This is a genomic window from Pseudomonas sp. TH21 (assembly GCF_016651025.1).
Lineage (GTDB): Bacteria > Pseudomonadota > Gammaproteobacteria > Pseudomonadales > Pseudomonadaceae > Aquipseudomonas > Aquipseudomonas aylmerensis.
The window spans coordinates 6439562-6461724 of record NZ_JAEKEQ010000001.1 but is presented as its reverse complement, the minus strand read 5'-3'; the positions used below and the strand labels follow the sequence as shown (position 1 = coordinate 6461724).

23 protein-coding genes and 1 pseudogene are annotated in these 22163 nt (G+C 61.6%); 10 read left to right on the top strand and 14 right to left on the bottom strand.

Annotated features, from left to right (window positions below; translation table 11 throughout):
- Positions 1-51: 51 nt before the first annotated feature.
- The 3 genes from rpoZ to JFU04_RS28840 form a co-directional block, all read right to left on the bottom strand.
- On the bottom strand, positions 52-315 hold the full coding sequence (gene rpoZ / locus JFU04_RS28850) for a DNA-directed RNA polymerase subunit omega (protein ID WP_003176920.1): 264 nt from the start codon (positions 313-315) through the stop codon (positions 52-54).
- 167 nt (positions 316-482) lie between these two features.
- Positions 483-1103 carry a guanylate kinase gene (gene gmk, locus JFU04_RS28845; protein WP_201146146.1) on the bottom strand — a complete coding sequence of 207 codons (621 nt, stop codon included), beginning with the start codon at positions 1101-1103 and terminating at the stop codon, positions 483-485.
- Between the two features lie 10 nt (positions 1104-1113).
- A complete protein-coding gene (locus JFU04_RS28840; RefSeq protein ID WP_065902491.1) occupies positions 1114-1977 on the bottom strand; it encodes a YicC/YloC family endoribonuclease in 864 nt (287 codons plus the stop codon).
- Between the two features lie 228 nt (positions 1978-2205).
- Between JFU04_RS28840 and rph the strand changes: the two genes are divergently transcribed.
- Both rph and JFU04_RS28830 read left to right on the top strand, forming a co-directional pair.
- Entirely contained in the window at positions 2206-2928 is a 723-nt protein-coding gene (gene rph / locus JFU04_RS28835; protein ID WP_010207511.1) for a ribonuclease PH, read from the top strand.
- A 22-nt stretch (positions 2929-2950) separates the two neighbouring features.
- On the top strand, positions 2951-3319 hold the full coding sequence (locus tag JFU04_RS28830) for a DUF4870 domain-containing protein (RefSeq protein ID WP_065902490.1): 369 nt from the start codon (positions 2951-2953) through the stop codon (positions 3317-3319).
- 58 nt (positions 3320-3377) lie between these two features.
- On the opposite strand, the gene JFU04_RS28825 is transcribed toward JFU04_RS28830, so the two are convergent.
- Positions 3378-4157: an exodeoxyribonuclease III gene (locus JFU04_RS28825; RefSeq protein ID WP_003195493.1), complete on the bottom strand. Its 780-nt coding sequence runs from the start codon at positions 4155-4157 to the stop codon at positions 3378-3380.
- A gap of 82 nt (positions 4158-4239) precedes the next feature.
- On the opposite strand from JFU04_RS28825, the gene pyrE reads away from it, so the two are divergent.
- On the top strand, positions 4240-4884 hold the full coding sequence (gene pyrE / locus JFU04_RS28820; RefSeq protein WP_106802290.1) for an orotate phosphoribosyltransferase: 645 nt from the start codon (positions 4240-4242) through the stop codon (positions 4882-4884).
- Positions 4885-5088: 204 nt separating this feature from the next.
- Here the strand turns inward: pyrE and argB are convergent, their stop codons facing one another.
- The 4 genes and pseudogenes from argB to coaBC all read right to left on the bottom strand — a co-directional run bounded on the left by argB (position 5089) and on the right by coaBC (position 9346).
- The gene (gene argB / locus JFU04_RS28815; RefSeq protein WP_065902486.1) at positions 5089-5994 is read right to left on the bottom strand and encodes an acetylglutamate kinase; all 906 of its coding nucleotides are present in this window, start codon (positions 5992-5994) and stop codon (positions 5089-5091) included.
- Between the two features lie 19 nt (positions 5995-6013).
- Positions 6014-7435: pseudogene (locus JFU04_RS28810) on the bottom strand (phosphomannomutase/phosphoglucomutase); the annotation flags it as partial.
- A gap of 241 nt (positions 7436-7676) precedes the next feature.
- On the bottom strand, positions 7677-8132 hold the full coding sequence (gene dut / locus JFU04_RS28805) for a dUTP diphosphatase (RefSeq protein ID WP_065902484.1): 456 nt from the start codon (positions 8130-8132) through the stop codon (positions 7677-7679).
- Positions 8133-8137: 5 nt separating this feature from the next.
- Positions 8138-9346, bottom strand: a complete 1209-nt coding sequence (gene coaBC / locus JFU04_RS28800; protein ID WP_010207499.1) for a bifunctional phosphopantothenoylcysteine decarboxylase/phosphopantothenate--cysteine ligase CoaBC — start codon at positions 9344-9346, stop codon at positions 8138-8140.
- 154 nt (positions 9347-9500) lie between these two features.
- Between coaBC and radC the strand changes: the two genes are divergently transcribed.
- Positions 9501-10175: a RadC family protein gene (gene radC, locus JFU04_RS28795; protein ID WP_065902483.1), complete on the top strand. Its 675-nt coding sequence runs from the start codon at positions 9501-9503 to the stop codon at positions 10173-10175.
- 101 nt (positions 10176-10276) lie between these two features.
- Here the strand turns inward: radC and JFU04_RS28790 are convergent, their stop codons facing one another.
- On the bottom strand, positions 10277-11869 hold the full coding sequence (locus JFU04_RS28790) for an ABC transporter substrate-binding protein (protein ID WP_065902482.1): 1593 nt from the start codon (positions 11867-11869) through the stop codon (positions 10277-10279).
- 458 nt (positions 11870-12327) lie between these two features.
- Between JFU04_RS28790 and rpmB the strand changes: the two genes are divergently transcribed.
- Together rpmB and rpmG are read left to right on the top strand one after the other, a co-directional pair.
- A complete protein-coding gene (rpmB, locus tag JFU04_RS28785) occupies positions 12328-12561 on the top strand; it encodes a 50S ribosomal protein L28 (protein WP_003176907.1) in 234 nt (77 codons plus the stop codon).
- Between the two features lie 11 nt (positions 12562-12572).
- Complete coding sequence (rpmG, locus tag JFU04_RS28780; protein WP_003176906.1) at positions 12573-12728, top strand: 50S ribosomal protein L33; 156 nt, start codon at positions 12573-12575, stop codon at positions 12726-12728.
- A gap of 70 nt (positions 12729-12798) precedes the next feature.
- Here rpmG and JFU04_RS28775 read toward each other — a convergent pair whose 3' ends face one another.
- Complete coding sequence (locus JFU04_RS28775; protein WP_065902480.1) at positions 12799-13161, bottom strand: cupin domain-containing protein; 363 nt, start codon at positions 13159-13161, stop codon at positions 12799-12801.
- A 230-nt stretch (positions 13162-13391) separates the two neighbouring features.
- Here JFU04_RS28775 and JFU04_RS28770 point away from each other — a divergent pair, with 230 nt between their 5' ends.
- Positions 13392-14885: an aldehyde dehydrogenase gene (locus JFU04_RS28770; RefSeq protein WP_065902478.1), complete on the top strand. Its 1494-nt coding sequence runs from the start codon at positions 13392-13394 to the stop codon at positions 14883-14885.
- Between the two features lie 188 nt (positions 14886-15073).
- Positions 15074-16216: an MFS transporter gene (locus JFU04_RS28765; protein ID WP_120450503.1), complete on the top strand. Its 1143-nt coding sequence runs from the start codon at positions 15074-15076 to the stop codon at positions 16214-16216.
- Positions 16217-16276: 60 nt separating this feature from the next.
- Here JFU04_RS28765 and JFU04_RS28760 read toward each other — a convergent pair whose 3' ends face one another.
- Both JFU04_RS28760 and JFU04_RS28755 read right to left on the bottom strand, forming a co-directional pair.
- Positions 16277-17845, bottom strand: a complete 1569-nt coding sequence (locus tag JFU04_RS28760) for a phospholipase D family protein (protein ID WP_201146144.1) — start codon at positions 17843-17845, stop codon at positions 16277-16279.
- Positions 17846-17907: 62 nt separating this feature from the next.
- Positions 17908-19332 carry an aminotransferase-like domain-containing protein gene (locus JFU04_RS28755; RefSeq protein WP_201146142.1) on the bottom strand — a complete coding sequence of 475 codons (1425 nt, stop codon included), beginning with the start codon at positions 19330-19332 and terminating at the stop codon, positions 17908-17910.
- Between the two features lie 166 nt (positions 19333-19498).
- Between JFU04_RS28755 and JFU04_RS28750 the strand changes: the two genes are divergently transcribed.
- Entirely contained in the window at positions 19499-19723 is a 225-nt protein-coding gene (locus JFU04_RS28750; RefSeq protein WP_120450501.1) for a DUF1127 domain-containing protein, read from the top strand.
- Here JFU04_RS28750 and JFU04_RS28745 read toward each other — a convergent pair whose 3' ends face one another.
- Positions 19724-21016: an NAD(P)/FAD-dependent oxidoreductase gene (locus tag JFU04_RS28745; protein WP_201146140.1), complete on the bottom strand. Its 1293-nt coding sequence runs from the start codon at positions 21014-21016 to the stop codon at positions 19724-19726.
- 115 nt (positions 21017-21131) lie between these two features.
- On the opposite strand from JFU04_RS28745, the gene JFU04_RS28740 reads away from it, so the two are divergent.
- Positions 21132-21485, top strand: coding sequence for a YkgJ family cysteine cluster protein (locus JFU04_RS28740; protein ID WP_016975913.1), 354 nt, complete (start codon positions 21132-21134; stop codon positions 21483-21485).
- 98 nt (positions 21486-21583) lie between these two features.
- Here the strand turns inward: JFU04_RS28740 and JFU04_RS28735 are convergent, their stop codons facing one another.
- On the bottom strand, positions 21584-22072 hold the full coding sequence (locus JFU04_RS28735; protein WP_003176896.1) for an Lrp/AsnC ligand binding domain-containing protein: 489 nt from the start codon (positions 22070-22072) through the stop codon (positions 21584-21586).
- Positions 22073-22163: the final 91 nt, after the last annotated feature.

Sequence of the window (22163 nt, the reverse complement as noted above, 5' to 3'; positions counted from 1 at the left end):
TCCTGCCGTTGGCTTTGACCCTGCGCCGTGCTACGTCGACCAGGCATAGGCTTAGACGGCCTCGTTGGACTCGTCCTCGAACGCTGCAAACAGCGGTTCGTCTTCAACGATTTCGGCGTTGGCGATGAACTCGTAGCTCATCAGGCCTTCAGCGATTTCACGCAGCGCTACAACGGTAGGCTTGTCGTTTTCCCACTGGACCAGGGGCTCTTTGCCGCCAGTGGCCAGTTGACGGGCACGCTTGGTAGAGAGCATGACCAGCTCAAAGCGGTTATCCACGTGTTCTAGGCAGTCTTCAACGGTTACGCGGGCCATGGTATTCCTCGGAGCGAATGCAAGATGCGCGCTGCCCGGTTGGGCGAGCGGACTAAACAGTTTAAAAAATCACCAGCGTTTAGGGAAGCGCTGATTTTTCCCGCGTCCTCGCAAAACCGCTACAAGTGCCAATGTAAAGCCCTTGCAGCGGTTTTGGGAAGAGCCAATCAGCCGAGCAGTTCAGTGAGTAATTTGCCGAAACGTTGCTGTTGACGCTTTTGCTGGAGCTGATTGGTGCGGAAAATCGCCTTCAAATCATCCAGCGCGTGGGCAAAATCGTCGTTGATGATCAGATAGTCGTAGTCGACGTAGTGGCTCATTTCGCTGACGGCTTCACGCATGCGGCCTTCGATGATCTCGTCGCTGTCCTGGCCACGGTTGGTCAGGCGCTGGTGCAAAGCCTCAAGCGACGGCGGCAGGATGAAGATCGAGCGCGCCTTGGGCATCAGTTGGCGCACTTGCTCGGCGCCCTGCCAGTCGATTTCCAGGATCAGGTCGTGGCCTTCATCCAGGGTCTGCTGCAGGTGGCTTTGCGAGGTGCCGTAGAGGTTGCCGAACACTTCGGCGCGCTCGAGGAAGTCGCCGTGCTCGATCATCTTGACGAACTCGGTGCGCTCGACGAAGTGATAGTGCACGCCGTTCACCTCGCCCGGGCGCATGGCGCGGGTGGTGTGGGAGACCGAAATGCGGATCTGCTCGTCGGCGTCGGTCAGGGCCTTGACCAGGCTGCTTTTGCCCGCGCCCGACGGGGCGGAAATGATGTAGAGGGTGCCGGTGCTGTGGGTCATGGAGGTTGCCTTACTCAATATTCTGTACTTGTTCGCGCATCTGCTCGATCAACACCTTGAGGTTGACCGCTGCCTGCGTGCTGCGCGGATCGAATGCCTTGGAGCCCAGTGTATTGGCTTCGCGGTTGAGTTCCTGCATCAGGAAGTCCAGGCGCCGACCGGCGGCACCGCCGGACTTGAGGACGCGGCGCACTTCGAGGATGTGGGTGCTCAGGCGGTCCAGTTCTTCGGCGACGTCGCTTTTTTGTGCGAGCAGCACCATTTCCTGTTCCAGGCGAACCGGGTCCAGGTCTGCCTTCATGTCGGTGAAGCGGTCGAGGACCTTCTGGCGCTGGGTGGCGAGCATCTGTGGCACCAGTTCGCGCAGGGTCACCACGTCTTCTTCGATCGAGGTCAGGCGCTCGTTGATCAGGCGGGCCAGTTCGGCGCCTTCGCGTTCGCGGCCAGCCTTGAGCTCCTTCAGGCCCTGGTTGAACAGGGCAAGGGCTTCGGCATTGAGGGCTTGCGGATCGGTGGCGTCGGCCACCAGCACGCCAGGCCACGCCAGCACCTCCAGGGGGTTGAGCGCGGCCGGCTGCTTGATCAGGCTGGCGATGGTTTCGGCGGCGGCAACCAGTTGCGCAGCGCGCTCGCGGTCGACCTGCAGCGGCTTGCCGGTGGTTTCCTCGGTGAAGCGCAGGGTGCATTCCAGCTTGCCGCGGGAGATGCCCTGGCGCAGTGCTTCACGCACGGCCCCTTCGAGGTCGCGAAATGATTCGGGCAGGCGCAGGTGCGGTTCCAGGTAGCGGCTGTTGACCGAGCGCAGTTCCCAGCTCAGGGTGCCTTGTACGCCGGCTTTTTCGACGCGGGCGAAGGCGGTCATGCTGTGCACCATGGAGGTACCTCGCGATGCAGTCCCGCATAACGGGCTGGTGGATGGGTTGCAGCCGACCGGCTGCGAAGGCGCAGGAGTGTAGCGCAACGGCGTGGGAGGCCCCAAACGCTGGCGTTAACAAAGCATGACAAACCACCCATTCGTAACCGAATTTTAAGAAGTGCCCCGAATCGGCTCGCGGCTCTATAATGCTCGGCAGTTTTTCGTCCTCAGTACAGGTATCCCCCTATGAAACGTCCAAGTGGTCGCGCTGCCGATCAGCTCCGCTCGATCCGCATCACCCGCAACTACACCAAACACGCCGAGGGATCCGTACTGGTCGAGTTTGGCGATACCAAGGTGATCTGCACCGTCAGCGTCGAAAATGGCGTACCACGTTTCCTCAAGGGCCAGGGCCAGGGCTGGTTGACTGCCGAATACGGCATGCTGCCGCGCGCCACCGGCGAGCGTAACCAGCGTGAAGCCAGCCGTGGCAAGCAAGGCGGGCGTACCCTGGAAATCCAGCGCCTGATCGGTCGTTCGCTGCGCGCCGCCCTGGACATGTCCAAGCTGGGCGACGTGACCCTGTACGTCGATTGCGACGTGATCCAGGCCGACGGCGGTACCCGTACCGCGTCCATCACCGGTGCCATGGTGGCCCTGGTCGATGCGCTGAAAGTGATCAAGAAGCGTGGCGGCCTGAAAGCCGGCGACCCGCTCAAGCAGATGATTGCCGCTGTCTCGGTGGGCATGTACCAGGGCGAGCCAGTGCTGGACCTGGACTACCTGGAAGACTCGGCCGCCGAGACCGACCTGAACGTGGTCATGACCAGCACCGGTGGTTTCATCGAAGTGCAGGGCACCGCCGAAGGTGCGCCATTCCAGCCGGCCGACCTGAACGCCATGCTCGCCCTGGCCCAGAAAGGCATGACCGAGATCTTCGAACTGCAGAACGCCGCCTTGGCTGACTGAACCCGCCTCAAGGAGAAGCGCCATGAATGACAACCAGATGCTGGTGCCCACGCCTTCCTACGAAGTGCGCCAGGCGGCAATGCTGTGCCATCTCGCGGCGTTTCTCGGGTTTGTGTTCCCCTTCGGCAGCGTCGTCGGGCCGCTGATCCTGTGGCAGATGAAGAAGGAAGTGGACCCGTTCATTGATGACCAGGGCAAGGAAGCCTTGAACTTCCAGATCACCGTGGCCATCGCCTGGATAGCCTGCATCGTGCTGGCCTTCGCGGTGGTCGGGTTTTTCCTGATGCTTGCCCTGGCGATCGCCACCGTGGTGCTGACCATCATTGGCAGCATCAAGGCCAACAAGGGGATCGTCTATCGCTACCCCTTGACCTGGCGTGTGATCAAATAATGAGCGCCCACAAAAAAACCGACAGTGATGTCGGTTTTTTTGTGCCTGGGAAAAGACCTCAGATGGTCAGTGTCCAGTCGTAGTCCACGATCAATGGCGCGTGCTGCGAGAAGCGCGGCTGGCGCGGCAAGCGTGCACTGCGCACGAACCGACGCAGGCCCGGAGTCAGCAACTGGTAGTCGAAACGCCAACCCAGGTTGAGCATCTCCGCCTGTTCGTTGTCCGGCCACCAGCTGTACTGGTCGCCTTCGCGACTGACTTCGCGCAGGGCATCCACATAGCCCATGTTGCCGACAATCTCGTCCATCCAGGCCCGTTCCGGCGCCAGGAAGCCCGGGGATTGCTGGCTGTCGCGCCAGTTCTTGATATCCAGCTTCTGTTGCGCCACGTACAGCGAGCCACAATAAATGTACTCGCGACGTTTGCGTCGCTGTTTATCCAGGTAACGGGCGAAATCGTCCATTAGCTTGAACTTCTGGTTCAAGTCTTCATCGCCGTTCTGCCCCGAAGGAAGCAGCAAGGTCGCGATGCTGACCTTGTCGAAATCGGCTTGCAGGTAGCGCCCGTAGCGGTCGGCTGTCTCGAAGCCGAGGCCGCTGATGACCGCCTTGGGTTGCAACCGCGAATACAAAGCCACGCCACCTTGGGTGGGCACTTCGGCATCGCAGGCATAAAGGAAGTAGCCATCCAGTTGGAAGGCTGGGTCGTCCAGTTCAAAGGCGGAGGCGCGGGTATCCTGCAGGCAGATGACGTCGGCATTCTGGGCTTGCAGCCAACTGAGCAAACCACGCTCGACTGCAGCCTGAATACCATTAACGTTCACACTGATGATCCGCATAAATGGCCCCAAAAATCGCGTGCGTGTATGATACACGCCGTCTACCTAATTAGCTAAATCCGTGGTATCTGAGGCTTTTTTCATGCAGGCGTATCAACGCGATTTCATTCGTTTTGCCATCGATCGCGGGGTTTTGCGCTTCGGTGAGTTCACCCTGAAGTCCGGGCGCACCAGCCCATACTTCTTCAACGCGGGCTTGTTCAACTCGGGCTCGGCCCTGGCTCAGCTGGGTCGTTTCTACGCGGCAGCCATCGTTGACAGCGGCATTTCCTTCGACGTGCTGTTTGGCCCGGCCTATAAGGGCATTCCCCTGGCGGCCGCGACCGCCGTGGCGTTGGCTGAACATCATGAGCTGGATCTGCCGTGGTGCTTCAATCGCAAAGAAGCCAAGGCTCATGGCGAAGGCGGCAGCCTGGTCGGGGCTGCGCTCAAAGGCGACGTGCTGATCATCGACGACGTGATCACCGCCGGTACCGCGATCCGTGAAGTGATGCAGATCATTGCTTCCCAGGACGGCGCCAAGGCCGCGGGTGTGTTGATCGCGCTGAACCGCCAGGAACGCGGCAACGGCGAGTTGTCGGCAATCCAGGAAGTGGAACGTGATTTCGGCATTCCGGTGGTCAGCATCGTGTCATTGAACCAGGTATTGCAGTTCCTGGAAGATGATCCACAGCTCAAGCAGCATCTGCCGGCTGTACGTGCTTACCGCGAGCAATACGGCGTCTGATACCGGGCCTGTAGGGGCCGGCTTGTGTGGGAGCGGGCTTGCTCGCGAAAGCGTCGGGTCAGTTAGCGCATGTGTCACTGACAGACCGCTTTCGCGAGCAAGCCCGCTCCCACAGGGGTATGCATTTAGCAGTTGGATTGCGATCGCATGCATAAAAAAGCCCCGCTCAATTCGATTGAGCGGGGCTTTTTTGGTTTTTACTGCTTAAGGACGCTTGCGGTTGCTGATCAGCGTGCCCATGCCGGTATCGGTGAAGATTTCCAGCAGTACCGCGTTCGGAACCCGGCCATCGATGATCAACGAGCTGCCCACGCCGCCTTGCACCGCTTCCAGTGCGCAGCGGATCTTCGGCAGCATGCCGCCGTAGATGGTGCCGTCAGCGATCAGGTCGTCGACCTGTTGGGTGGTCAGGCCGGTCAATACCTTGCCTTCCTTATCCAGCAGGCCGGCGATGTTGGTCAGCAGCATCAGCTTTTCAGCCTTGAGTGCCTCTGCCACTTTACCGGCTACCAGGTCGGCGTTGATGTTGTAGGACTCGCCATTGGCGCCCACACCGATCGGTGCGATCACCGGAATGAAGTCGCCCTTGACCAGCAGGTTCAGCAGGTCGGTGTTGATGCCGATCACTTCGCCCACTTGGCCGATGTCGATGATTTCCGGCTGGGTCATTTCCGGCGTCTGGCGGGTCACCGTCAGTTTTTTCGCGCGGATCAGCTCCGCGTCCTTGCCGGTCAGGCCGATGGCGCTGCCGCCGTGGCGGTTGATCAGGTTGACGATGTCCTTGTTGACCTGGCCACCGAGGACCATCTCCACCACGTCCATGGTCTGCGCGTCAGTGACACGCATGCCATCGATGAAGTGACTCTCGATCGACAAGCGCTTGAGCAGGTCGCCGATTTGCGGGCCGCCGCCGTGGACCACTACCGGGTTGATCCCCACGGCTTTCATCAACACGATGTCGCGGGCAAAGCCGGTTTTCAGCTCGTCGCTTTCCATGGCATTGCCGCCGTACTTGATCACCAGCGTCTTGCCGACATAGCGTCGGATGTAAGGCAACGCTTCGGACAGGACCTTGGCAGTATTGGCAGCGGCTTCGCGTTCGAGGGTCATTCAGGGCTCCGGTAAAAAATCAGAACGGTAATTGGAGATCAGGGGCAACACGTTTCAACTGGGCGTGGAACACGTCCTTGATGCGCTGCAACTCAGCCTCGGTATCCGCCTCGAAGCGCAACACCAGCACCGGTGTGGTGTTGGATGCGCGCACCAGGCCCCAGCCTTTGGCGTAATCGACTCGCACACCATCAATGGTGGTCAGGTTGGCGCCTTCACCCCATTGCGCATCGTGCAGTGCGTCAATGATGCTGAATTTGCTCTCCTCGGTCACATGGATATTGATCTCTGGCGTAGAAATATCGTTCGGGAAGGTCTCAAACAGCCCTTGCGCGGTGGATTTTTCCTTGCTGAGGATCTCCAGCAGGCGCGCAGCACTGTAAATGCCGTCGTCAAAGCCGAACCAGCGTTCCTTGAAGAATACGTGACCGCTCATTTCGCCGGCCAACAGGGCGCCGGTTTCCTTCATTTTCTTTTTGATCAACGAGTGGCCAGTCTTCCACATTAGCGGGCGGCCGCCATATTCCTTGATCAGCGGGGTGAGACGGCGGGTGCACTTGACGTCGAAAATGATCTCGGCGTTGGGATTGCGCGCCACCACGTCACGGGCGAAGAGCATCAGCAGGCGGTCCGGGAACACGATCTCGCCGGTTTCGGTCACCACGCCCACGCGGTCGCCGTCGCCGTCGAAGGCCAGGCCGACGTCGGCGCCGGTTTCCTTGACCTTGGCGATCAGGTCGACCAGGTTCTCAGGCTTGCCAGGATCCGGATGGTGGTTGGGGAAGTGGCCGTCGACATCGCAGAACAGCGGGATCACTTCGCAGTTCAGGGCTTCGAGCAGTTGCGGGGCGATCACGCCGGCTGCGCCGTTGCCGCAGTCCACCACGACTTTCAGGCGGCGTGCGAGTTTGACGTCACGGGTGATTTCATCGGAGTAGCGCTGGAGGATGTCGACCCGGGTGATGCTGCCTTTGCCGCTGGTCAGGTCGTTGGTCTTCAGGCGCTGATGCAGGGCCTGGATCTGTTCGTTGGCGAGGGTGTCGCCCGCGATGACGATTTTGAAACCGTTGTAGTCGGACGGGTTATGGCTGCCGGTCAGCATCACGCCGGACTTGCCGGCCAGCACGTTGGCGGCGTAGTACAGCGCAGGCGTGGGCACCAGGCCGACGTCGCTGACATGGCAGCCGCTGTCGGCCAGGCCCTGGATCAGTTGCTCCACCAGCTCCGGGCCGGACAGGCGACCGTCACGGCCGACCGAAACATTGGGCTCACCCTGGGCCAGGCTCTGGGAGCCGATGGCGCGGCCGATCCAGTAGGCGGTTTCGGCGGTCAGGGTCTTGGGCACTACGCCACGGATGTCATAGGCGCGAAAGATGCTGTCGGGGAATGTCGGGGCTACTCGGGCTGCGGTACTCATCGCGGGGGGAAACTCCATCTGAAGGGGGCAAGGCTGGCCTTAAAGTGGCGGACCGGCAGGCTCAAACTGAAGGGTATGACGGTGTTTTCGGCAGAGAGTTCGTGGTGCAAAAATGCCATCGGCGCTTGCGATCCGACTGTTCTATGCCGTAATGCATTGATTTCAAAGGGGAAATCTTGATGATTAAGTCCGCGCATTCTTCGTCCTGAAAAGCCTTGCGGTGGGCGTCGAGCCGGGCAGTGACGCCCGGCCAGAATCAGCTTAGTCAGTGACTGCCGGAATGCCCAAACCCCCCTGCGCCACGTTGTGTTTCATCGAATTGCTCAACCAGTTCGAAATGCGCCTGCACCACGGGCACCAGCACCAGTTGGGCAATGCGCTCGCCGACCGCGATGTTGAACGCGGTCTGGCCACGGTTCCAGCACGACACCATCAGCTCGCCCTGGTAGTCGGAGTCGATCAGGCCGACCAGGTTACCCAGCACGATCCCGTGTTTGTGGCCCAGGCCGGAACGCGGCAGGATCAGCGCCGCCAGGCCTGGGTCGCCGACGTAGATCGACAGGCCGGTGGGAATCAGGATGGTCTGGCCCGGCTCGAGGACGGTGTCTTCCTTGAGCATGGCGCGCAGGTCCAGGCCGGCGGAGCCCGGGGTGGCGTAGGCCGGCAGTGGGAAGTCGGTGCCGATGCGTGGGTCGAGGATCTTGGCTTGCAAAGCGTGCATGGAAATTAAACCTGGTTCAGCCGTTGGGCGATAAAAGAGATCAGTTGGCGGGCAATCTTGCCCTTGCTGGTCTGGGCGAAAACGGTGGCGTGCAACTCGCGGTCGATCACGCTGATGGCATTTTCCTCGCTGTTGAAGCCGATGCTCGGGTTGGCGACATCATTGGCAACGATCAGGTCGAGGTTCTTGTCTTTCAGTTTGCGTGCGGCGTAGTCCAGCAGGTGCTCGGTCTCGGCGGCAAAGCCGACGCTGAACGGACGGTCCGCACGCGTGGCGATGGTGGCCAGAATGTCCGGGTTACGCACCATTTGCAGGAGCAGGCCGTCGCCGCTCGTAGGGTCTTTCTTGAGCTTTTGCGGGGCGACGACTTCCGGGCGGTAGTCTGCAACCGCAGCGGACGCGATAAACAAATCACAGGGAATGGCCGCCTCGCAGGCCGCCAGCATGTCCCGCGCGCTGACTACGTCGATTCGCGTGACGCGATCGGGGGTCGGCAAATGCACCGGGCCGGTGATCAGGGTGACGCGTGCGCCTGCCTCGACCGCGGCTTCGGCCAGTGCGAAGCCCATTTTTCCTGAGCTATGGTTGGTGATGTAGCGCACCGGGTCGATGTTTTCCTGGGTCGGGCCGGCGGTGATCAGCACGTGCTTGCCGGTCAGGGCCAGGTGCTGGAAGCACTCGGCGGCGCACAGCGCCAGGTCAGTGGCTTCAAGCATGCGGCCCATGCCGACGTCGCCGCAGGCCTGGCTGCCGGAGGCCGGGCCGAACACCTTGAGGCCACGGCTTTGCAGGAGTTGAGTATTGGCTTGGGTGGCCGGGTCGCGCCACATGGCCTGGTTCATGGCCGGGGCGATGGCGACGGTGGCGTCGGTGGCCAGTACCAGGGTGGTCAGCAGGTCATCGGCGATGCCCTGGGCCAGGCGGGCGATCAGGTCGGCAGTGGCCGGGGCGATCAGTACCAGGTCGGCCCATTTGGCCAGCTCGATATGGCCCATGGCAGCTTCGGCCGCCGGGTCCAGCAGGTCCAGGTGAACCGGGTGCCCGGACAAGGCCTGCATGGTCAGCGGGGTGATGAACTCACTGCCGCCGCGGGTCATGACCACGCGCACTTCGGCGCCCTGGTCCAGGAGCCGGCGGACCAGCTCTGCGCTCTTGTAGGCGGCAATGCCGCCGCCGACGCCGAGAACGATGCGTTTCCGATACAGACGCTGCATTGGTTTGCCTTTCCAGTTCAGTGATGCCAGTTCAGTGACGCGTGCGATGCCCCCTCCCCAGGTGAAATCGCATGCAAAAAAGAGGGCCTACGATAACACAGCGCCTGCCGTGCAACAGCGGCGTACATGTGGCGCATAGGGAGAGGGAGGTGAGATGAGTATTCGCGATTGGCCATTGGCAGAACGGCCGCGGGAGAAACTTCTGGAGTGGGGGGCGGCGAGTCTGTCCGACGCCGAGTTGCTGGCAATCTTCCTGCGGACCGGGGTTTCCGGCAGGAGTGCAGTGGACCTGGCGCGCCATCTGTTGGCGCAATTTGGCGGCCTGCGCCCGCTGCTGGAAGCCAGCCAGACGCTGTTCAGCCAGCATCTAGGGCTCGGCCCGGCGAAGTTTGCGCAATTGCAGGCCGTGCTGGAAATGTCCCGACGGCATCTGGCTGAGCGGCTGCGCAGCGACTCGGTGCTGGAAAATCCGGTGGCGGTGCGCGATTACCTCAAGGCCCTGTTGCGTCATGAACCCCATGAGATCTTCGGCTGCCTGTTCCTGGATTCAAAGCACCGGGTGCTGGGTTTCGAGGCGCTGTCCCAGGGCACTATCGACGCCGCGACCGTTTATCCCCGGCAGGTGGTGAAGCGCGCCCTGGCGTACAACGCTGCGGCCTTGATCTTGTGCCACAACCATCCATCGGGGAGCGTGGAGCCCAGCGCGGCTGATCGAAAATTGACCAAGCTGCTGCAAAAAGCCCTGGAAGTGGTGGATGTGCGGGTGCTGGATCACATCATCGTGGGCGATGGCGACCCACTGTCGATGGCCGAATATGGATGGATGTAATTACTTTCAGCAGGAGCCGGCGTGCTGGCGATGACATCCGCAAAATCACCAGGGATTTAACGGACGCCATCGTCGGCAACTCGGCTTCTACAAGAGGATGGTCAAGGTTTCACGCTGACCTTGGAGAAATCCTGGCGCCCGAACGGGCTCACCTGGTATCCCTCGACGTTCTTGCGCGCCAGGGCAAACGCCGTCGGGTGTGCCAGCGGTAGCCAGAGTGCCTGCTGCTGGATCTGTGCCTGGGCCTGCTGATACAGCTTGCTGCGCACGCCTTGCTCGTTGGTGGTCTTGCCGGCGCTGATCAGCTTGTCCAGCGCCGGGTCGCAGTAACGGGCGAAGTTGGTGCCGGATTTTACCGCCGCGCACGAGAACTGCGGAGTCAGGAAGTTATCCGGGTCGCCGTTGTCGCCGGCCCAGCCCATGAACAGCAGGTCGTGCTCGCCGGCCTTGGCGCGGCGAATCAGCTCGCCCCATTCGATCACGCGAATCTCGGCCTGGATGCCGACCTTGGCCAGGTCAGCCTGCAGCAATTGCGCGCCGAGGTTAGGGTTGGGGTTCAGCAGGCTGCCGGTGGGGCGTGTCCAGATCGTGGTCTTGAAGCCGTCCTTGAGGCCGGCGCGATCCAGCAGTGCCTTGGCCTTGGCGAGGTCCTGTGGATAACCCGGCAGGTCCTTGGCGTAGCTCCAGGTATTGGGCGGGTAGGGGCCGTTGGCGGCTTCGGCGGTGCCTTCAAACACGGCCTTGAGGTAGCTGGCCTTGTCGAAGGCCAGGTTGATCGCCTGGCGCACTTCGGGCTTGTCCAGCGGTGGGTGCTGGCTGTTGATGGCGACGAAGGCGGTCATGAAGGCGGCAGTCTTTTCTACCTTGAGTGCGGGATCCTTCTCGGCCTCGCCTACATCCAGGGGCTTGGGCGACAGGGCGATCTGGCATTCATCGCGGTGCAATTTCTGCAGGCGCACGTTAGCGTCAGGGGTAATGGCGAAGATCAAGTTATCCACAGCCGGTTTGCCGGCGAAGTAGTCCGGGTTGGCCTTGTAGCGCACCACGGCGTCTTTCTGGAAGCGGCTGAAGATAAACGGACCGGTACCGATTGGCTGGCTGTTGAGTTTTTCCGGGGTGCCGGCCTTGAGCAGTTTGTCGGCGTATTCGGCCGGGTAGATAGAGGCAAAGCCCATGCTCAGGGCAGCGAGGAAGGTGGAGTCGGCGTGGTCCAGGGTAAAGCGCACGGTCAGCGGGTCGAGGGCGTCGATCTTCTTCACCAGCGTGGGCAATTGCAGGGACTGCGCATGCGGGAAACCGCTCTGGGCGATCTGGTGCCATGGGTTGGCCGGGTCGAGCATGCGCTCGAAGCTGAAACGCACGTCTTCGGCGGTCAGTGTGCGGCTTGGGGTGAAGTAGTCGGTGCGATGGAATTTCACCTCCGGGTGCAGCTTGAACGTGTAGGTCAGGCCGTCTGGCGAGACTTCCCAGCTGTCCGCCAGGCTGGGCACCAGTTTGCCGCTGGCGGCGTCGTAGTCCACCAGGCGGTTCATCAGCACGTCGGCCGAGGCGTTGGTGGTGGTCAACGAGTTGTATTGCACCACATCAAACCCTTCGGGGCTGGCCTCGGTGCAGACGCTCAGGTTGCTGGCGGCAGATGCCAGCGGCGCGATAAATAGAGGGGCTAGCAATAGCGGTAGGGCAGCGAGGCGCATGTTCGGTTTCCTTTGCAGATCGAAGGCCCATCTGCGAGTGCAGTCTGGAAAAGTCCTACCGTAGTGGTCTGCCGGATAAATGACTAGCCCATTTTTGCCTGTGCTTTTGCCTCAAATGCTGTTTTGATGGCGCCTCAGCGCGTTTCGTCGTGCGCTTTGCCGCGCGCAATGCCGCTGTAAATCATTCTGTGCGACGAGCGGTCGGCTGTTGCAGCGGCCCCTCCTGGCAACGGTTCGGGCGTCTGTCGCCGAGATTTACGCCGGGAAAAACACACGGGCTGTTGTTGCACTGGGGTCTTTCTGGTATAAAGCAGCGCTCTTTTCTAGGGGCCCGGTTCCTTCGCTTGTAGGTGTAGCCGGTAAGACCCTAAAGAAACGCGGCGCCTGGCGCCAAATGACTGAGAGATTAAGCGGCCAACCCATGCCGGGTTGGGCATGTGGTTTTAGAGGGCTGAGGCATGTCGAGAGTCTGTCAAGTTACCGGTAAGGGTCCGGTGACTGGGAATAACATTTCCCACGCAAATAACAAAACCCGTCGTCGTTTCCTGCCGAACCTGCAGCATCACCGCTTCTGGGTTGAAGAAGAGAAACGTTTTGTACGCCTGCGCGTATCCGCCAAAGGCATGCGCATCATCGACAAGCGTGGCATTACTGTCGTGCTGGCCGAAATCCGCGCCGCTGGCAAGATCTAAGGAGCTCTATCATGCGTGAATTGATTCGAATGATCTCTAGCGCCGGTACTGGTCACTTCTACACTACCGACAAGAACAAGCGTACTACCCCGGACAAGCTCGAAAAGAAAATGTTCGACCCGCGCGTTCGCAAGCACGTGATCTACAAAGAAGGCAAAATCAAGTAATTGATTTTCCTCCTTGTGAAAAAGCCCTTATCTCACGATACGGGCTTTTTTTTGCCTCGGATTTGCCGGATCAGGCTTTCTGCTCGAACACCACGTAGATCTTGCGGCACGGCTCCAGCACTTCCCAAGTGCCGCTGAAGCCGGCGGGGATCACGAATCGGTCGCCGGCGCGCAAGGTCTTGGCGTTGCCCTCGGCATCGCGCAACACGGAAACACCCTGCACGATCTCGCAGTACTCGTGCTCGGTGTAGTTGACCTTCCATTGCCCGACTTCACCTTCCCAGACCCCGGCACTCATCTGGCCGCACGGACTGTTGTAGTGGTTGTAGATCGTTTGTTCGGGGTCGCCCTTGAGGATTTTTTCCGCGGCGGGGCGGTAGCGGTCTGGGGCGGTATTGGCCTGGCTGAAGTCGACGATGTCCTGGATGCTCATGTGCGTGTCCCGTCTGGCCTGCGGTTGGAGAGCCCAAAGTCTATGTTTATTAAAATGAACATCGCAAGGGCGTTTACCGGCGTTATGTCAAATATATTGAAACATCCCCAGCCGCTGGTTTAGGGTGGTAGCCGCCTTGAGCCGAACAGCAGGCTGGCCGGGCAAGAATTCTTTGAGGCTGCCGGGGGACATCACCTGGCCCTTGTATTCAATAAGAGGAGGACACTCGCATGACCACCCTGACCCGTGCCGACTGGGAACAACGCGCCAAGGATCTGAAGATCGAAGGTCGCGCCTACATCAACGGCGAATACACCGCCGCCGCTTCCGGCGACACCTTCGAATGCATCAGCCCGGTCGATGGCCGCCTGCTGGCCACCGTTGCCAGCTGTGACGTCGCCGACGCCCAGCGTGCGGTAGAAAATGCCCGCGCCACCTTCAATTCCGGTGTGTGGTCGCGCCTTGCGCCGGCCAAGCGCAAAGCCGCGATGATCCGTTTCGCCGCGCTGCTCAAGGACAATGCCGAAGAGCTGGCGCTGCTCGAAACGCTCGACATGGGCAAGCCCATCAGTGACTCCCTCGGCATCGACGTGCCCGGCGCTGCCAACGCGCTGAGCTGGAGCGGCGAGGCGATCGACAAGATCTACGACGAAGTCGCCGCCACCCCGCACGATCAACTGGGCCTGGTGACCCGCGAGCCAGTGGGCGTGGTCGGTGCCATCGTGCCGTGGAACTTCCCGCTGATGATGGCCTGCTGGAAACTCGGCCCGGCGCTGTCCACCGGTAACTCGGTCATCCTCAAGCCGTCCGAAAAATCCCCGCTGACCGCCATTCGCATCGCGGCCCTGGCCGTTGAAGCCGGTATTCCGAAAGGCGTTTTCAACGTGCTGCCGGGCTACGGCCATACCGTGGGCAACGCGCTGGCGCTGCACATGGACGTCGACACCCTGGTGTTCACCGGTTCCACCAAGATCGCCAAGCAGCTGTTGATCCGCTCCGGCGAGTCGAACATGAAGCGCGTGTGGCTGGAAGCCGGTGGCAAGAGCCCGAACATCGTGTTTGCCGATGCGCCGGACCTGCAAGCCGCCGCCGAATCCGCCGCCGGGGCGATCGCCTTCAACCAGGGCGAAGTCTGCACCGCGGGTTCGCGCCTGCTCGTCGAGCGCTCCATCAAGGATAAATTCCTGCCACTGGTGATCGAGGCCCTCAAAGGCTGGAAGCCGGGCAATCCGCTGGACCCGGCGACCAACGTCGGCGCATTGGTGGACACCCAGCAGATGAACACCGTGCTCTCGTACATCGAAGCCGGCCATGCTGACGGCGCCAAGCTGGTGGCGGGCGGCAAGCGCACCCTGGAAGAAACCGGCGGCACCTACGTCGAGCCGACGATTTTCGACGGTGTGACCAACGCCATGAAGATCGCCCAGGAAGAAATTTTCGGCCCGGTGCTCTCGGTGATCACCTTCGACAGCGCTGAAGAGGCGATTGCCATCGCCAACGACACCCAATACGGCCTGGCCGCAGCGGTGTGGACGGCGGATATCTCCAAGGCGCACCTGACTGCCAAAGCGCTGCGCGCCGGTAGCGTATGGGTCAACCAGTACGATGGCGGCGACATGACTGCGCCGTTTGGTGGCTTCAAGCAGTCGGGCAATGGTCGCGACAAGTCGCTGCACGCGTTCGACAAGTACACCGAGCTGAAGGCGACCTGGATCAAGCTGTAAGCCTGTAGGCAACACCGCCGGCCAAATGTGGGAGCCGGCTTGTGTAGGCGCTGGCTTGCCGGCGATAGCATCACCTCGGTGCAACTGACAAACCGAGGTGCCTGCATCGCGGGCGAGCCCGGCTCCCACATAAGCCCGCTCCCACGCTGCTTTGTGTGAACTCGAAAATTATCCACAGGAGCGTGGACATGCGTTGGGCGACTTACTTCGCCGTGCTGGCCTCGGTGCTCAGCGTCGGCCTGGCGCTGGGCGTGAGCATGCCGTTGGTATCGCTGCGCCTGGAGGGCTGGGGCTATGGCAGTTTTGCCATCGGCGTGATGGCGGCGATGCCGGCCTTCGGCGTGCTGCTGGGTGCGAAAGTCTCCAGCCGGCTGGCCGCGTGGCTGGGCACCGCCAACCTGATGCGCCTGTGCCTGTGGGCCGGCGCGGTGTCTATCGGCTTGCTGGCGATACTGCCCAGCTATCCGGTGTGGCTGGTGCTGCGCCTGATGATCGGGGTGATCCTGACCATCGTGTTCATTCTCGGTGAAAGCTGGATCAACCAGTTGGTGGTGGAGCAGTGGCGCGGCCGCCTGGTGGCCCTGTATGGCTGCAGCTATGCCTTGAGCCAACTGTCGGGGCCGTTGCTGCTGGGCCTGATTGGCACAGACCATGACTACGGTTTCTGGGTCGGCGTCGGCTTGTTGATGGTCGCGCCGTTGCTGTTGCTGGGACGCTCCGGCGCGCCGACCGCCGAGTCGTTCAGCGTGACCTTCGGCGACCTGTGGCGCTTCTGCCTGAGCCTGCCGGCGATTGCCTGGGCGGTGGCACTGTTCGCCGCCTTCGAGGCGATGATTCTCACCCTGCTGCCGGTGTATTGCCTGCAACAGGGCTTCACTGCCGAGATTGCCCTGGCGATGGTCAGCACGGTGGTGGTCGGCGATGCGTTGCTGCAGTTGCCCATCGGCGCGTTGGCCGATTACCTGCCACGGCGCACGCTGTTCCTGGGTTGTGCGCTGCTGTTGCTGGTTTCGAGCCTGGCGATTCCGCTGTTGATGCACACGCCGCTGATCTGGCCGGTGTGGGTGCTGTTCGGGGCGAGTGCCGGCGGGTTGTTCACGCTGTCGCTGATTCTGATCGGCGAGCGCTACCGCGATGACGCGCTGGTGCGCGCCAATGCCCACGTGGCGCAATTGTGGGGGATCGGATGCCTGATCGGCCCTCTGGTGGCCGGTGCCGGCAGCCAGTGGATCAGCGGGCATGCACTGCCGTTGCTGATGGCGGCGGGCTCGCTGGGCCTGGTCGTGCTGTTGCTGCGTCAAGGCGCATTCGGCGCCGCACAACCGGCCTGACTTGAAATGCATTCACCGTAGGCGCTGGCTTGCCAGCGCCCACAGTTGATCTGTGTCGTTTTAGAGCATGCGTTCCAGCCCCACCGAGGTGGCGAACCAGGCATTGAAGCGACGCCACCAACTGCCGGGTTCTTCGGTGATTGTGTGTAACTGGCCGTTATCTTCGGTCACCCACACCACGTTGCCGTCCTGCAGTTTCGCCTCATAGCTCAAGGCTGGGGCCATGCCTTGCAGCGCCAGGTTGCGCACGTGTTCCGCCAGTTCGGGGCTGTCGACCAGCACGCCGACTTCGGTGTTCCACAGCACTGAGCGCGGGTCGAAATTGAACGAGCCGATAAACGACTTCTCGCGATCGAAGATCATCGCCTTGCTGTGCAGGCTGGAGTCCGAGCCGCGAAAGGTTCCGCGTCGGAACAGGTGCGGACCACTGCCTGCGCTGGGGTCGCCCGGTTGGCGGCGCAGTTCATAGAGTTTCACCCCATGTTCCAACAGCGCCTTGCGGTAGGGCGCGTAGCCGCCATGCACGGCTGGTACGTCGGTGGCTTCCAGGGAGTTGGTGAGCAGGCTCACCGACACGCCGGCGTCGGCGCGCCCGGTCAGGTACACCAGGCCCGGTTGCCCCGGCACGAAGTACGCCGAAATCATCATCAGCTCGTGATTGACGCCCTCAAGTTCCGGCGCCAGCTGTGTGGTGAGCAGCAATCGCGGGTCCGGATCGGCCTTGGCCAATACCTTGCTCGGCGCGTCCCACAGCGCCTGGTTCCAGGCCCAGATCAGCTCGCGGCGCCAGGTGTCCATGCGCGGCTGGGTCTGGTAGGTGCGCAAGCGGTTGTACAGCGCGTGATTCTGCTGGCGCGACTCGGCGAGGGAGTCTTGCAGGCGTACACGGGCAGCGGCCAGGTCGCCTTTGGACGGCGTGTTGGCGACAAAGTCGTCGATGGGCTTGCTCAGCGCGCTGTTCCAGTACTGGTCGAAGCTGTGGCCGAGTTGCTCGGCCACCGGCCCGACGCTGAGCATGTCTATGTCGGTGAAATTCAGGTTGGGCTCGGCATCGAAATACTCATCGCCCAGGTTGCGCCCGCCAACGATGGCCACGCTGTTATCTGCCAGCCACAGTTTGTTGTGCATGCGCCGGTGTTGCAGCGACAGGTTGAACAGCCGCCCCATGGCCCGCGTCACACCGGTGCTGCGCCCCAGGTGCAGGGGGTTGAACAGGCGGATCTCGATCTTGGGATGAGCGGCGAGGGTGGCGATGATCTGGTCGAGGCCGTCGCTGGTGGTGTCGTCGAGCAGGATGCGCACGCGTACGCCACGGTCGGCGGCCTTGAGCAGTTCATCCACGAGCATCCGCGTGCTGATGCCGTCGTGGACGATGTAGTACTGCAGGTCGAGGCTGGTCTGGGCATTGCGGATCAGCTCGGCGCGGGCCATGAACGCTTCGCTGCTGTTGGGCAGCAGGCGAAAGCCGGAGCGACCTTGATAGGGCGCCGCCTGGGCCTGGATCGAGCGACCGAAGGAAGACTCCGCAGCGGGCAGGGCATCGCTGGGGATGCGCGGGGAATCGATGGTTGCGCAGCCGCCCAGCGTCAAGGCGCCCAGCAGTAAAAACGGTAAAAGCCGTCGAATCATCAAGGGCACTGCTTCCAGGTCAGGGCGGTTGTGGGTATATGACGGCTATTTTCGGTGAAAGGTCAGTCTGCAACCTCGGCAAGCATCTTGATTGCGGCGGCACCGACCTTGCGTACCGCTTCTTCGATCTGCGGGGTTGGCTTGGCAGCGTAGTTCATGCGCAGGCAATTGCGGTACTTGCCGGACGCAGAAAAGATACTGCCTACCGCCACCTGTACGCCTTGTTCCATCAGGACGCGGTTGAGCTTCAGCGTATCGAAGCCTTCCGGCAGCTCGACCCACAGCATGAAGCTGCCTTGCGGGCGGCTGGCGCGGGTACCCGCCGGGAAATAACGACTGACCCAATCAAGCATCAAGTCGCGATTGCGCTGGTATTGGGTGCGCATCCGCCGCAAATGCGGTTCGAAATGGCCGCCCTTGAGAAACTCTGCAATCGCAATCTGCGGCTGGGTGGCGGTGGAGCCGGTGCTGATGTATTTCATGTGCAGCACCCGCTCGAGGTAGCGTCCCGGCGCGACCCAGCCAATGCGCAGGCCCGGCGCGAGGGTTTTCGAGAACGAGCTGCACAGCAGCACGCGGCCGTCTTCGTCAAAGGATTTGATGGTGCGCGGGCGCGGGTAGCTGTAGGCCAGTTCGCCATACACATCGTCTTCGATGATGGCCACGTCGAAACGCTGGGCCAGGGTCAGCAGCGCCCGTTTGCGCGCCTCGGGCATGATGTAGCCGAGCGGGTTGTTGCAGTTGGGGGTCAGCTGGATGACCTTGATCGGCCACTGCTCCAGCGCCAGTTCCAGGGCTTCGAGGCTGATCCCGGTGAGCGGGTCGGTGGGGATTTCCAGGGCTTTCATGCCCAGGCCCTTGAGGGTCTGCATGGCGCCGTGAAAGCTCGGCGAGTCCACTGCGACGATGTCGCCCGGCTCGCAGATCGCGTGGATGCTGGCCGACAGCGCTTCATGGCAGCCGGTGGTGATCACGATGTCTTCGGCGGTGAGTTGGCAACCGGAATCCAATGACAGCCGTGCAATCTGCGCGCGCAGCTCCATACAGCCAAGGATGTTGTCGTAATACAGCCCTGGCAGATCCTGGCACCGGCTGACGCGTGCAAGGCTGCGCAGCAGCGGCTTCAGGGTGGGCGACAATACATCCGGCATGCCGCGACCCATCTGTATGACATCTTTGCGCGGTACTGCGCGAATCAGCTCGAGCACCTGGTCCCACTGGGAAATCTCCACCGGCCGTTGGGCTGGGCGACCGATCTCGGGCAAGGCCGGCAGCTCACGGCTGACCGGTACAAAGTAGCCGGACTTGGGCTTGGGCATGGCCAGGCCGTTGTCTTCGAGCATCCGATACGCCTGCTGCACGGTGCTCAGGCTGACCCCATGTTCGACGCTCAAGGCCCGCACGGAGGGCAGTCGATCACCGGGGCGATAGAAGCCTTGCTCGATGCGCGTGCCCAGCAGTTCGGCGAGATTGATGTAAAGCGTCATGGCGGTCGCTCCCAGGAGACCAGTACAGATACGGGGAAAATACAGGATTCAGCCGCGCATAGGCAGTGTCTGTATGGATTTAATAAAAGTTGGTTGAATCTGTAATGGTTTTGCCCGCTCACCCATTCTAGTCACTCATGGCAACAGGCAATGGAGGGGCAAGACAATGAACGGCATGAGCGATGTGCGACTGATGTTACACAGTCAAGAATTGCAGGCAGGGCAGGAGCGGGCGACGGCGCCGCGCGATATCAGCCGCTGGAGTCTGTTCTGGCACCGCCGCCACACGCGCAAGGCCTTGCTGCACCTGACCCGCGAGCAATTGCGTGATGTCGGATTGTCTGCTGAACAGGCGCGCCAGGAAGGGTTGAAACCGTTCTGGCGGGATTGATCAGAGCAGCTCTTTGAAGCGATGCCAGAGCATGCCCAGCGCCAGCAGCGGCGAGCGCAAGTGCTTGCCGCCGGGGAAGGTGATGTGCGGCACCTGGGCGAACAGATCGAAACGCCCCTGTTGCTGGCCGCTGATGGCCTCGGCCAACAGCTTGCCCGCCAGGTGCGTGGCGTTGAGGCCGTGGCCCGCGTAGGCCTGGGCGTAATACACATTGGGTTGATCGGCGAGCCGGCCGATCTGCGGCAGGCGGTTGGCGCCGATACCGATCATGCCGCCCCACTGGTAATCGATGTTCGCCTCGGCCAGCTGGGGGAACACTTGCAACATCTTCGGCCGCATATAGGCGCCGATATCCTTGGGATCGCGTCCGGAATAGTGGCAGGCACCGCCGAACAACAGGCGACGGTCGGCGGACAGGCGGAAGTAATCCACCGTCACGCGCTGGTCGCACACCGCCATGTTCTGTGGCAACAACTCGGCGGCCTGGGCTTCGCTCAACGGCTCGGTGGCGATGATGTAGCTGCCGGCGGGCAACACTTTGCCGCTCAAGTGGGGGTTGAGGCCATTGAGGTAGGCATTGCAGGCCAGTACCAGGGTCTTGGCGCGTACATTGCCGTGGGCGGTGTGAACGTTGACTTCAGGGCCGTAGTCGATGCGCGTGACTTCGGACTGCTCGAACAGCTTCACGCCCAATTGCAGCGCGGCGGCGGCTTCACCCAGCGCCAGGTTCAACGGGTGCAGATGGCCGGAGCCCATGTCGATCATCCCGCCCACGTAGCGTTCGGAGCCGATCACACTGCCCATTTCGCCGGCTTGCAGCAGGCGCACCTCGTGGCGATAGCCCAGGCTGCGCAGTTCTTCGGCGTCTTCGGCAAGGCCTTGCAGGTCCCGGGGTTTGTTGGCCAAGTCGCAGTAGCCCCAGGTCAGGTCGCAGGGGATCTGGTAGCGCTCGACGCGTTCACGCACGATTTCCACGGCTTCCAGGCCCATCAGCTTTATCTGGCGCACGCCGTCGCTGCCGATGATCGGGGTGAATTGCTCCAGGCCGTGGCCGACGCCGCGAATCAGCTGGCCGCCATTGCGCCCACTGGCGCCCCAGGCGATCTTGCGCGCTTCCAGCAACACCACGCTGAAGCCGCGCTCGGCCAGCTCCAGGGCGGTGTTGAGCCCGGAGAAACCACCGCCGACCACGCACACATCGGCGCGCACATCACCCGTCAACACCGGGTAATCGGGCTGCGGCACGCTGCTGGCGGCGTAGTAGGAATTGGTGTGCCGGGCGCTGGCAGTCATCGGGAGCATCCCTGTTTGGAAAATTTGACGCAGGATACAGCGGTCGGACGAAGCTGTCTGCGCAGGGCGTTTTGCGTCAGAATCCACGCCTATTCGCCGTTCGGTACGTGTTTCGATGAGTTGCAACAGTCAGAAAATCAGCGCGCTGCGTCGACAGATTCCTTCGTTCGAGTGTGTCCCCGGTTGCCATGATTGCTGTGGGCCGGTGACGACTTCGCCCGAGGAAATGTCGCGCCTGCCACGCAAGACCGCCGCCGAGCAGGACGCGGCCATGGATGAGCTGAACTGTGTGCACCTAGGCCCCAATGGCTGCACCGTGTATGACGAGCGCCCGCTGATCTGTCGCCTGTTCGGCACGACGAAGACCTTGCCATGCCCGAATGGGCGGCGGCCGGTGGAGCTGATTCACCCGCGGGTCGAGAAGCAGATCCACGAATACATGGCGAGCACCCGGCAGGTGCTGGTGTAACCCGATCAAGCGGTAGACGCTGGCCTGGCGATGAAGATATCGACGCTAAAATCGCTAGCGCCGGCAAGCCGGCGCCTACAGTGATCTGCGCTGTGAGGTCAGTCCGGGATCGGCAGGTTCAGGCTCTCTTTCACCTCTTCCATCACGATATAGCTCTTAGACTCCCGCACGTGGGGCAGCTTGAGCAGGATATCGCCGAGCAATTTGCGGTACGAGGCCATCTCGGAAATCCGCGCCTTCACCAGGTAGTCGAAGTCGCCTGACACCAGGTGGCATTCCAGCACGTGGGGCAGTTTCAGCACGGCGCGGCGGAACTCTTCAAAGGTATCGCCGGACTTGTAATCCAGGCTGATCTCGACAAATACCAGCAAACTCCCCTTCAAATGCTGCGGATTGAGCCGTGCGTTGTAGCCCATGATGATCCCTTCACGCTCCAGCCGACGGACCCGCTCGGTGCACGGCGTGGTCGACAGCCCGACCTTTTCTCCCAGCTCCGTGAACGAAATACGCCCATCGGTCTGCAGGATGCGCAGGATATTGCGGTCGATCTTGTCCAGCTCCCGCTTGGTCTGGGTGTTGGTACGCATAGGGGATACGCCTCTGTGAAAAGGGTTTTTGCCGAGAATTGTCGCCAAATATAGGCATTTATATAGTGAAATGCACTGGCGATTGCTTTTT

What these genes read in the sequence shown, in the direction of transcription:
- JFU04_RS28760 (WP_201146144.1), bottom strand. Translation starts at nt 17,845, where the DNA reads ATGATTCGACGGCTTTTACCGTTTTTACTGCTGGGCGCCTTGACGCTG.
- coaBC (WP_010207499.1), bottom strand. Translation starts at nt 9,346, where the DNA reads ATGCAGCGTCTGTATCGGAAACGCATCGTTCTCGGCGTCGGCGGCGGC.
- radC (WP_065902483.1), top strand. Translation starts at nt 9,501, where the DNA reads ATGAGTATTCGCGATTGGCCATTGGCAGAACGGCCGCGGGAGAAACTT.
- JFU04_RS28830 (WP_065902490.1), top strand. Translation starts at nt 2,951, where the DNA reads ATGAATGACAACCAGATGCTGGTGCCCACGCCTTCCTACGAAGTGCGC.
- JFU04_RS28840 (WP_065902491.1), bottom strand. Translation starts at nt 1,977, where the DNA reads ATGGTGCACAGCATGACCGCCTTCGCCCGCGTCGAAAAAGCCGGCGTA.
- JFU04_RS28745 (WP_201146140.1), bottom strand. Translation starts at nt 21,016, where the DNA reads ATGACTGCCAGCGCCCGGCACACCAATTCCTACTACGCCGCCAGCAGC.
- pyrE (WP_106802290.1), top strand. Translation starts at nt 4,240, where the DNA reads ATGCAGGCGTATCAACGCGATTTCATTCGTTTTGCCATCGATCGCGGG.
- rpoZ (WP_003176920.1), bottom strand. Translation starts at nt 315, where the DNA reads ATGGCCCGCGTAACCGTTGAAGACTGCCTAGAACACGTGGATAACCGC.
- JFU04_RS28790 (WP_065902482.1), bottom strand. Translation starts at nt 11,869, where the DNA reads ATGCGCCTCGCTGCCCTACCGCTATTGCTAGCCCCTCTATTTATCGCG.
- rph (WP_010207511.1), top strand. Translation starts at nt 2,206, where the DNA reads ATGAAACGTCCAAGTGGTCGCGCTGCCGATCAGCTCCGCTCGATCCGC.
- JFU04_RS28740 (WP_016975913.1), top strand. Translation starts at nt 21,132, where the DNA reads ATGAGTTGCAACAGTCAGAAAATCAGCGCGCTGCGTCGACAGATTCCT.
- JFU04_RS28750 (WP_120450501.1), top strand. Translation starts at nt 19,499, where the DNA reads ATGAACGGCATGAGCGATGTGCGACTGATGTTACACAGTCAAGAATTG.
- argB (WP_065902486.1), bottom strand. Translation starts at nt 5,994, where the DNA reads ATGACCCTCGAACGCGAAGCCGCTGCCAATACTGCCAAGGTCCTGTCC.
- JFU04_RS28755 (WP_201146142.1), bottom strand. Translation starts at nt 19,332, where the DNA reads ATGACGCTTTACATCAATCTCGCCGAACTGCTGGGCACGCGCATCGAG.
- rpmG (WP_003176906.1), top strand. Translation starts at nt 12,573, where the DNA reads ATGCGTGAATTGATTCGAATGATCTCTAGCGCCGGTACTGGTCACTTC.
- JFU04_RS28825 (WP_003195493.1), bottom strand. Translation starts at nt 4,157, where the DNA reads ATGCGGATCATCAGTGTGAACGTTAATGGTATTCAGGCTGCAGTCGAG.
- JFU04_RS28765 (WP_120450503.1), top strand. Translation starts at nt 15,074, where the DNA reads ATGCGTTGGGCGACTTACTTCGCCGTGCTGGCCTCGGTGCTCAGCGTC.
- JFU04_RS28775 (WP_065902480.1), bottom strand. Translation starts at nt 13,161, where the DNA reads ATGAGCATCCAGGACATCGTCGACTTCAGCCAGGCCAATACCGCCCCA.
- JFU04_RS28770 (WP_065902478.1), top strand. Translation starts at nt 13,392, where the DNA reads ATGACCACCCTGACCCGTGCCGACTGGGAACAACGCGCCAAGGATCTG.
- dut (WP_065902484.1), bottom strand. Translation starts at nt 8,132, where the DNA reads ATGCACGCTTTGCAAGCCAAGATCCTCGACCCACGCATCGGCACCGAC.
- JFU04_RS28735 (WP_003176896.1), bottom strand. Translation starts at nt 22,072, where the DNA reads ATGCGTACCAACACCCAGACCAAGCGGGAGCTGGACAAGATCGACCGC.
- rpmB (WP_003176907.1), top strand. Translation starts at nt 12,328, where the DNA reads ATGTCGAGAGTCTGTCAAGTTACCGGTAAGGGTCCGGTGACTGGGAAT.
- gmk (WP_201146146.1), bottom strand. Translation starts at nt 1,103, where the DNA reads ATGACCCACAGCACCGGCACCCTCTACATCATTTCCGCCCCGTCGGGC.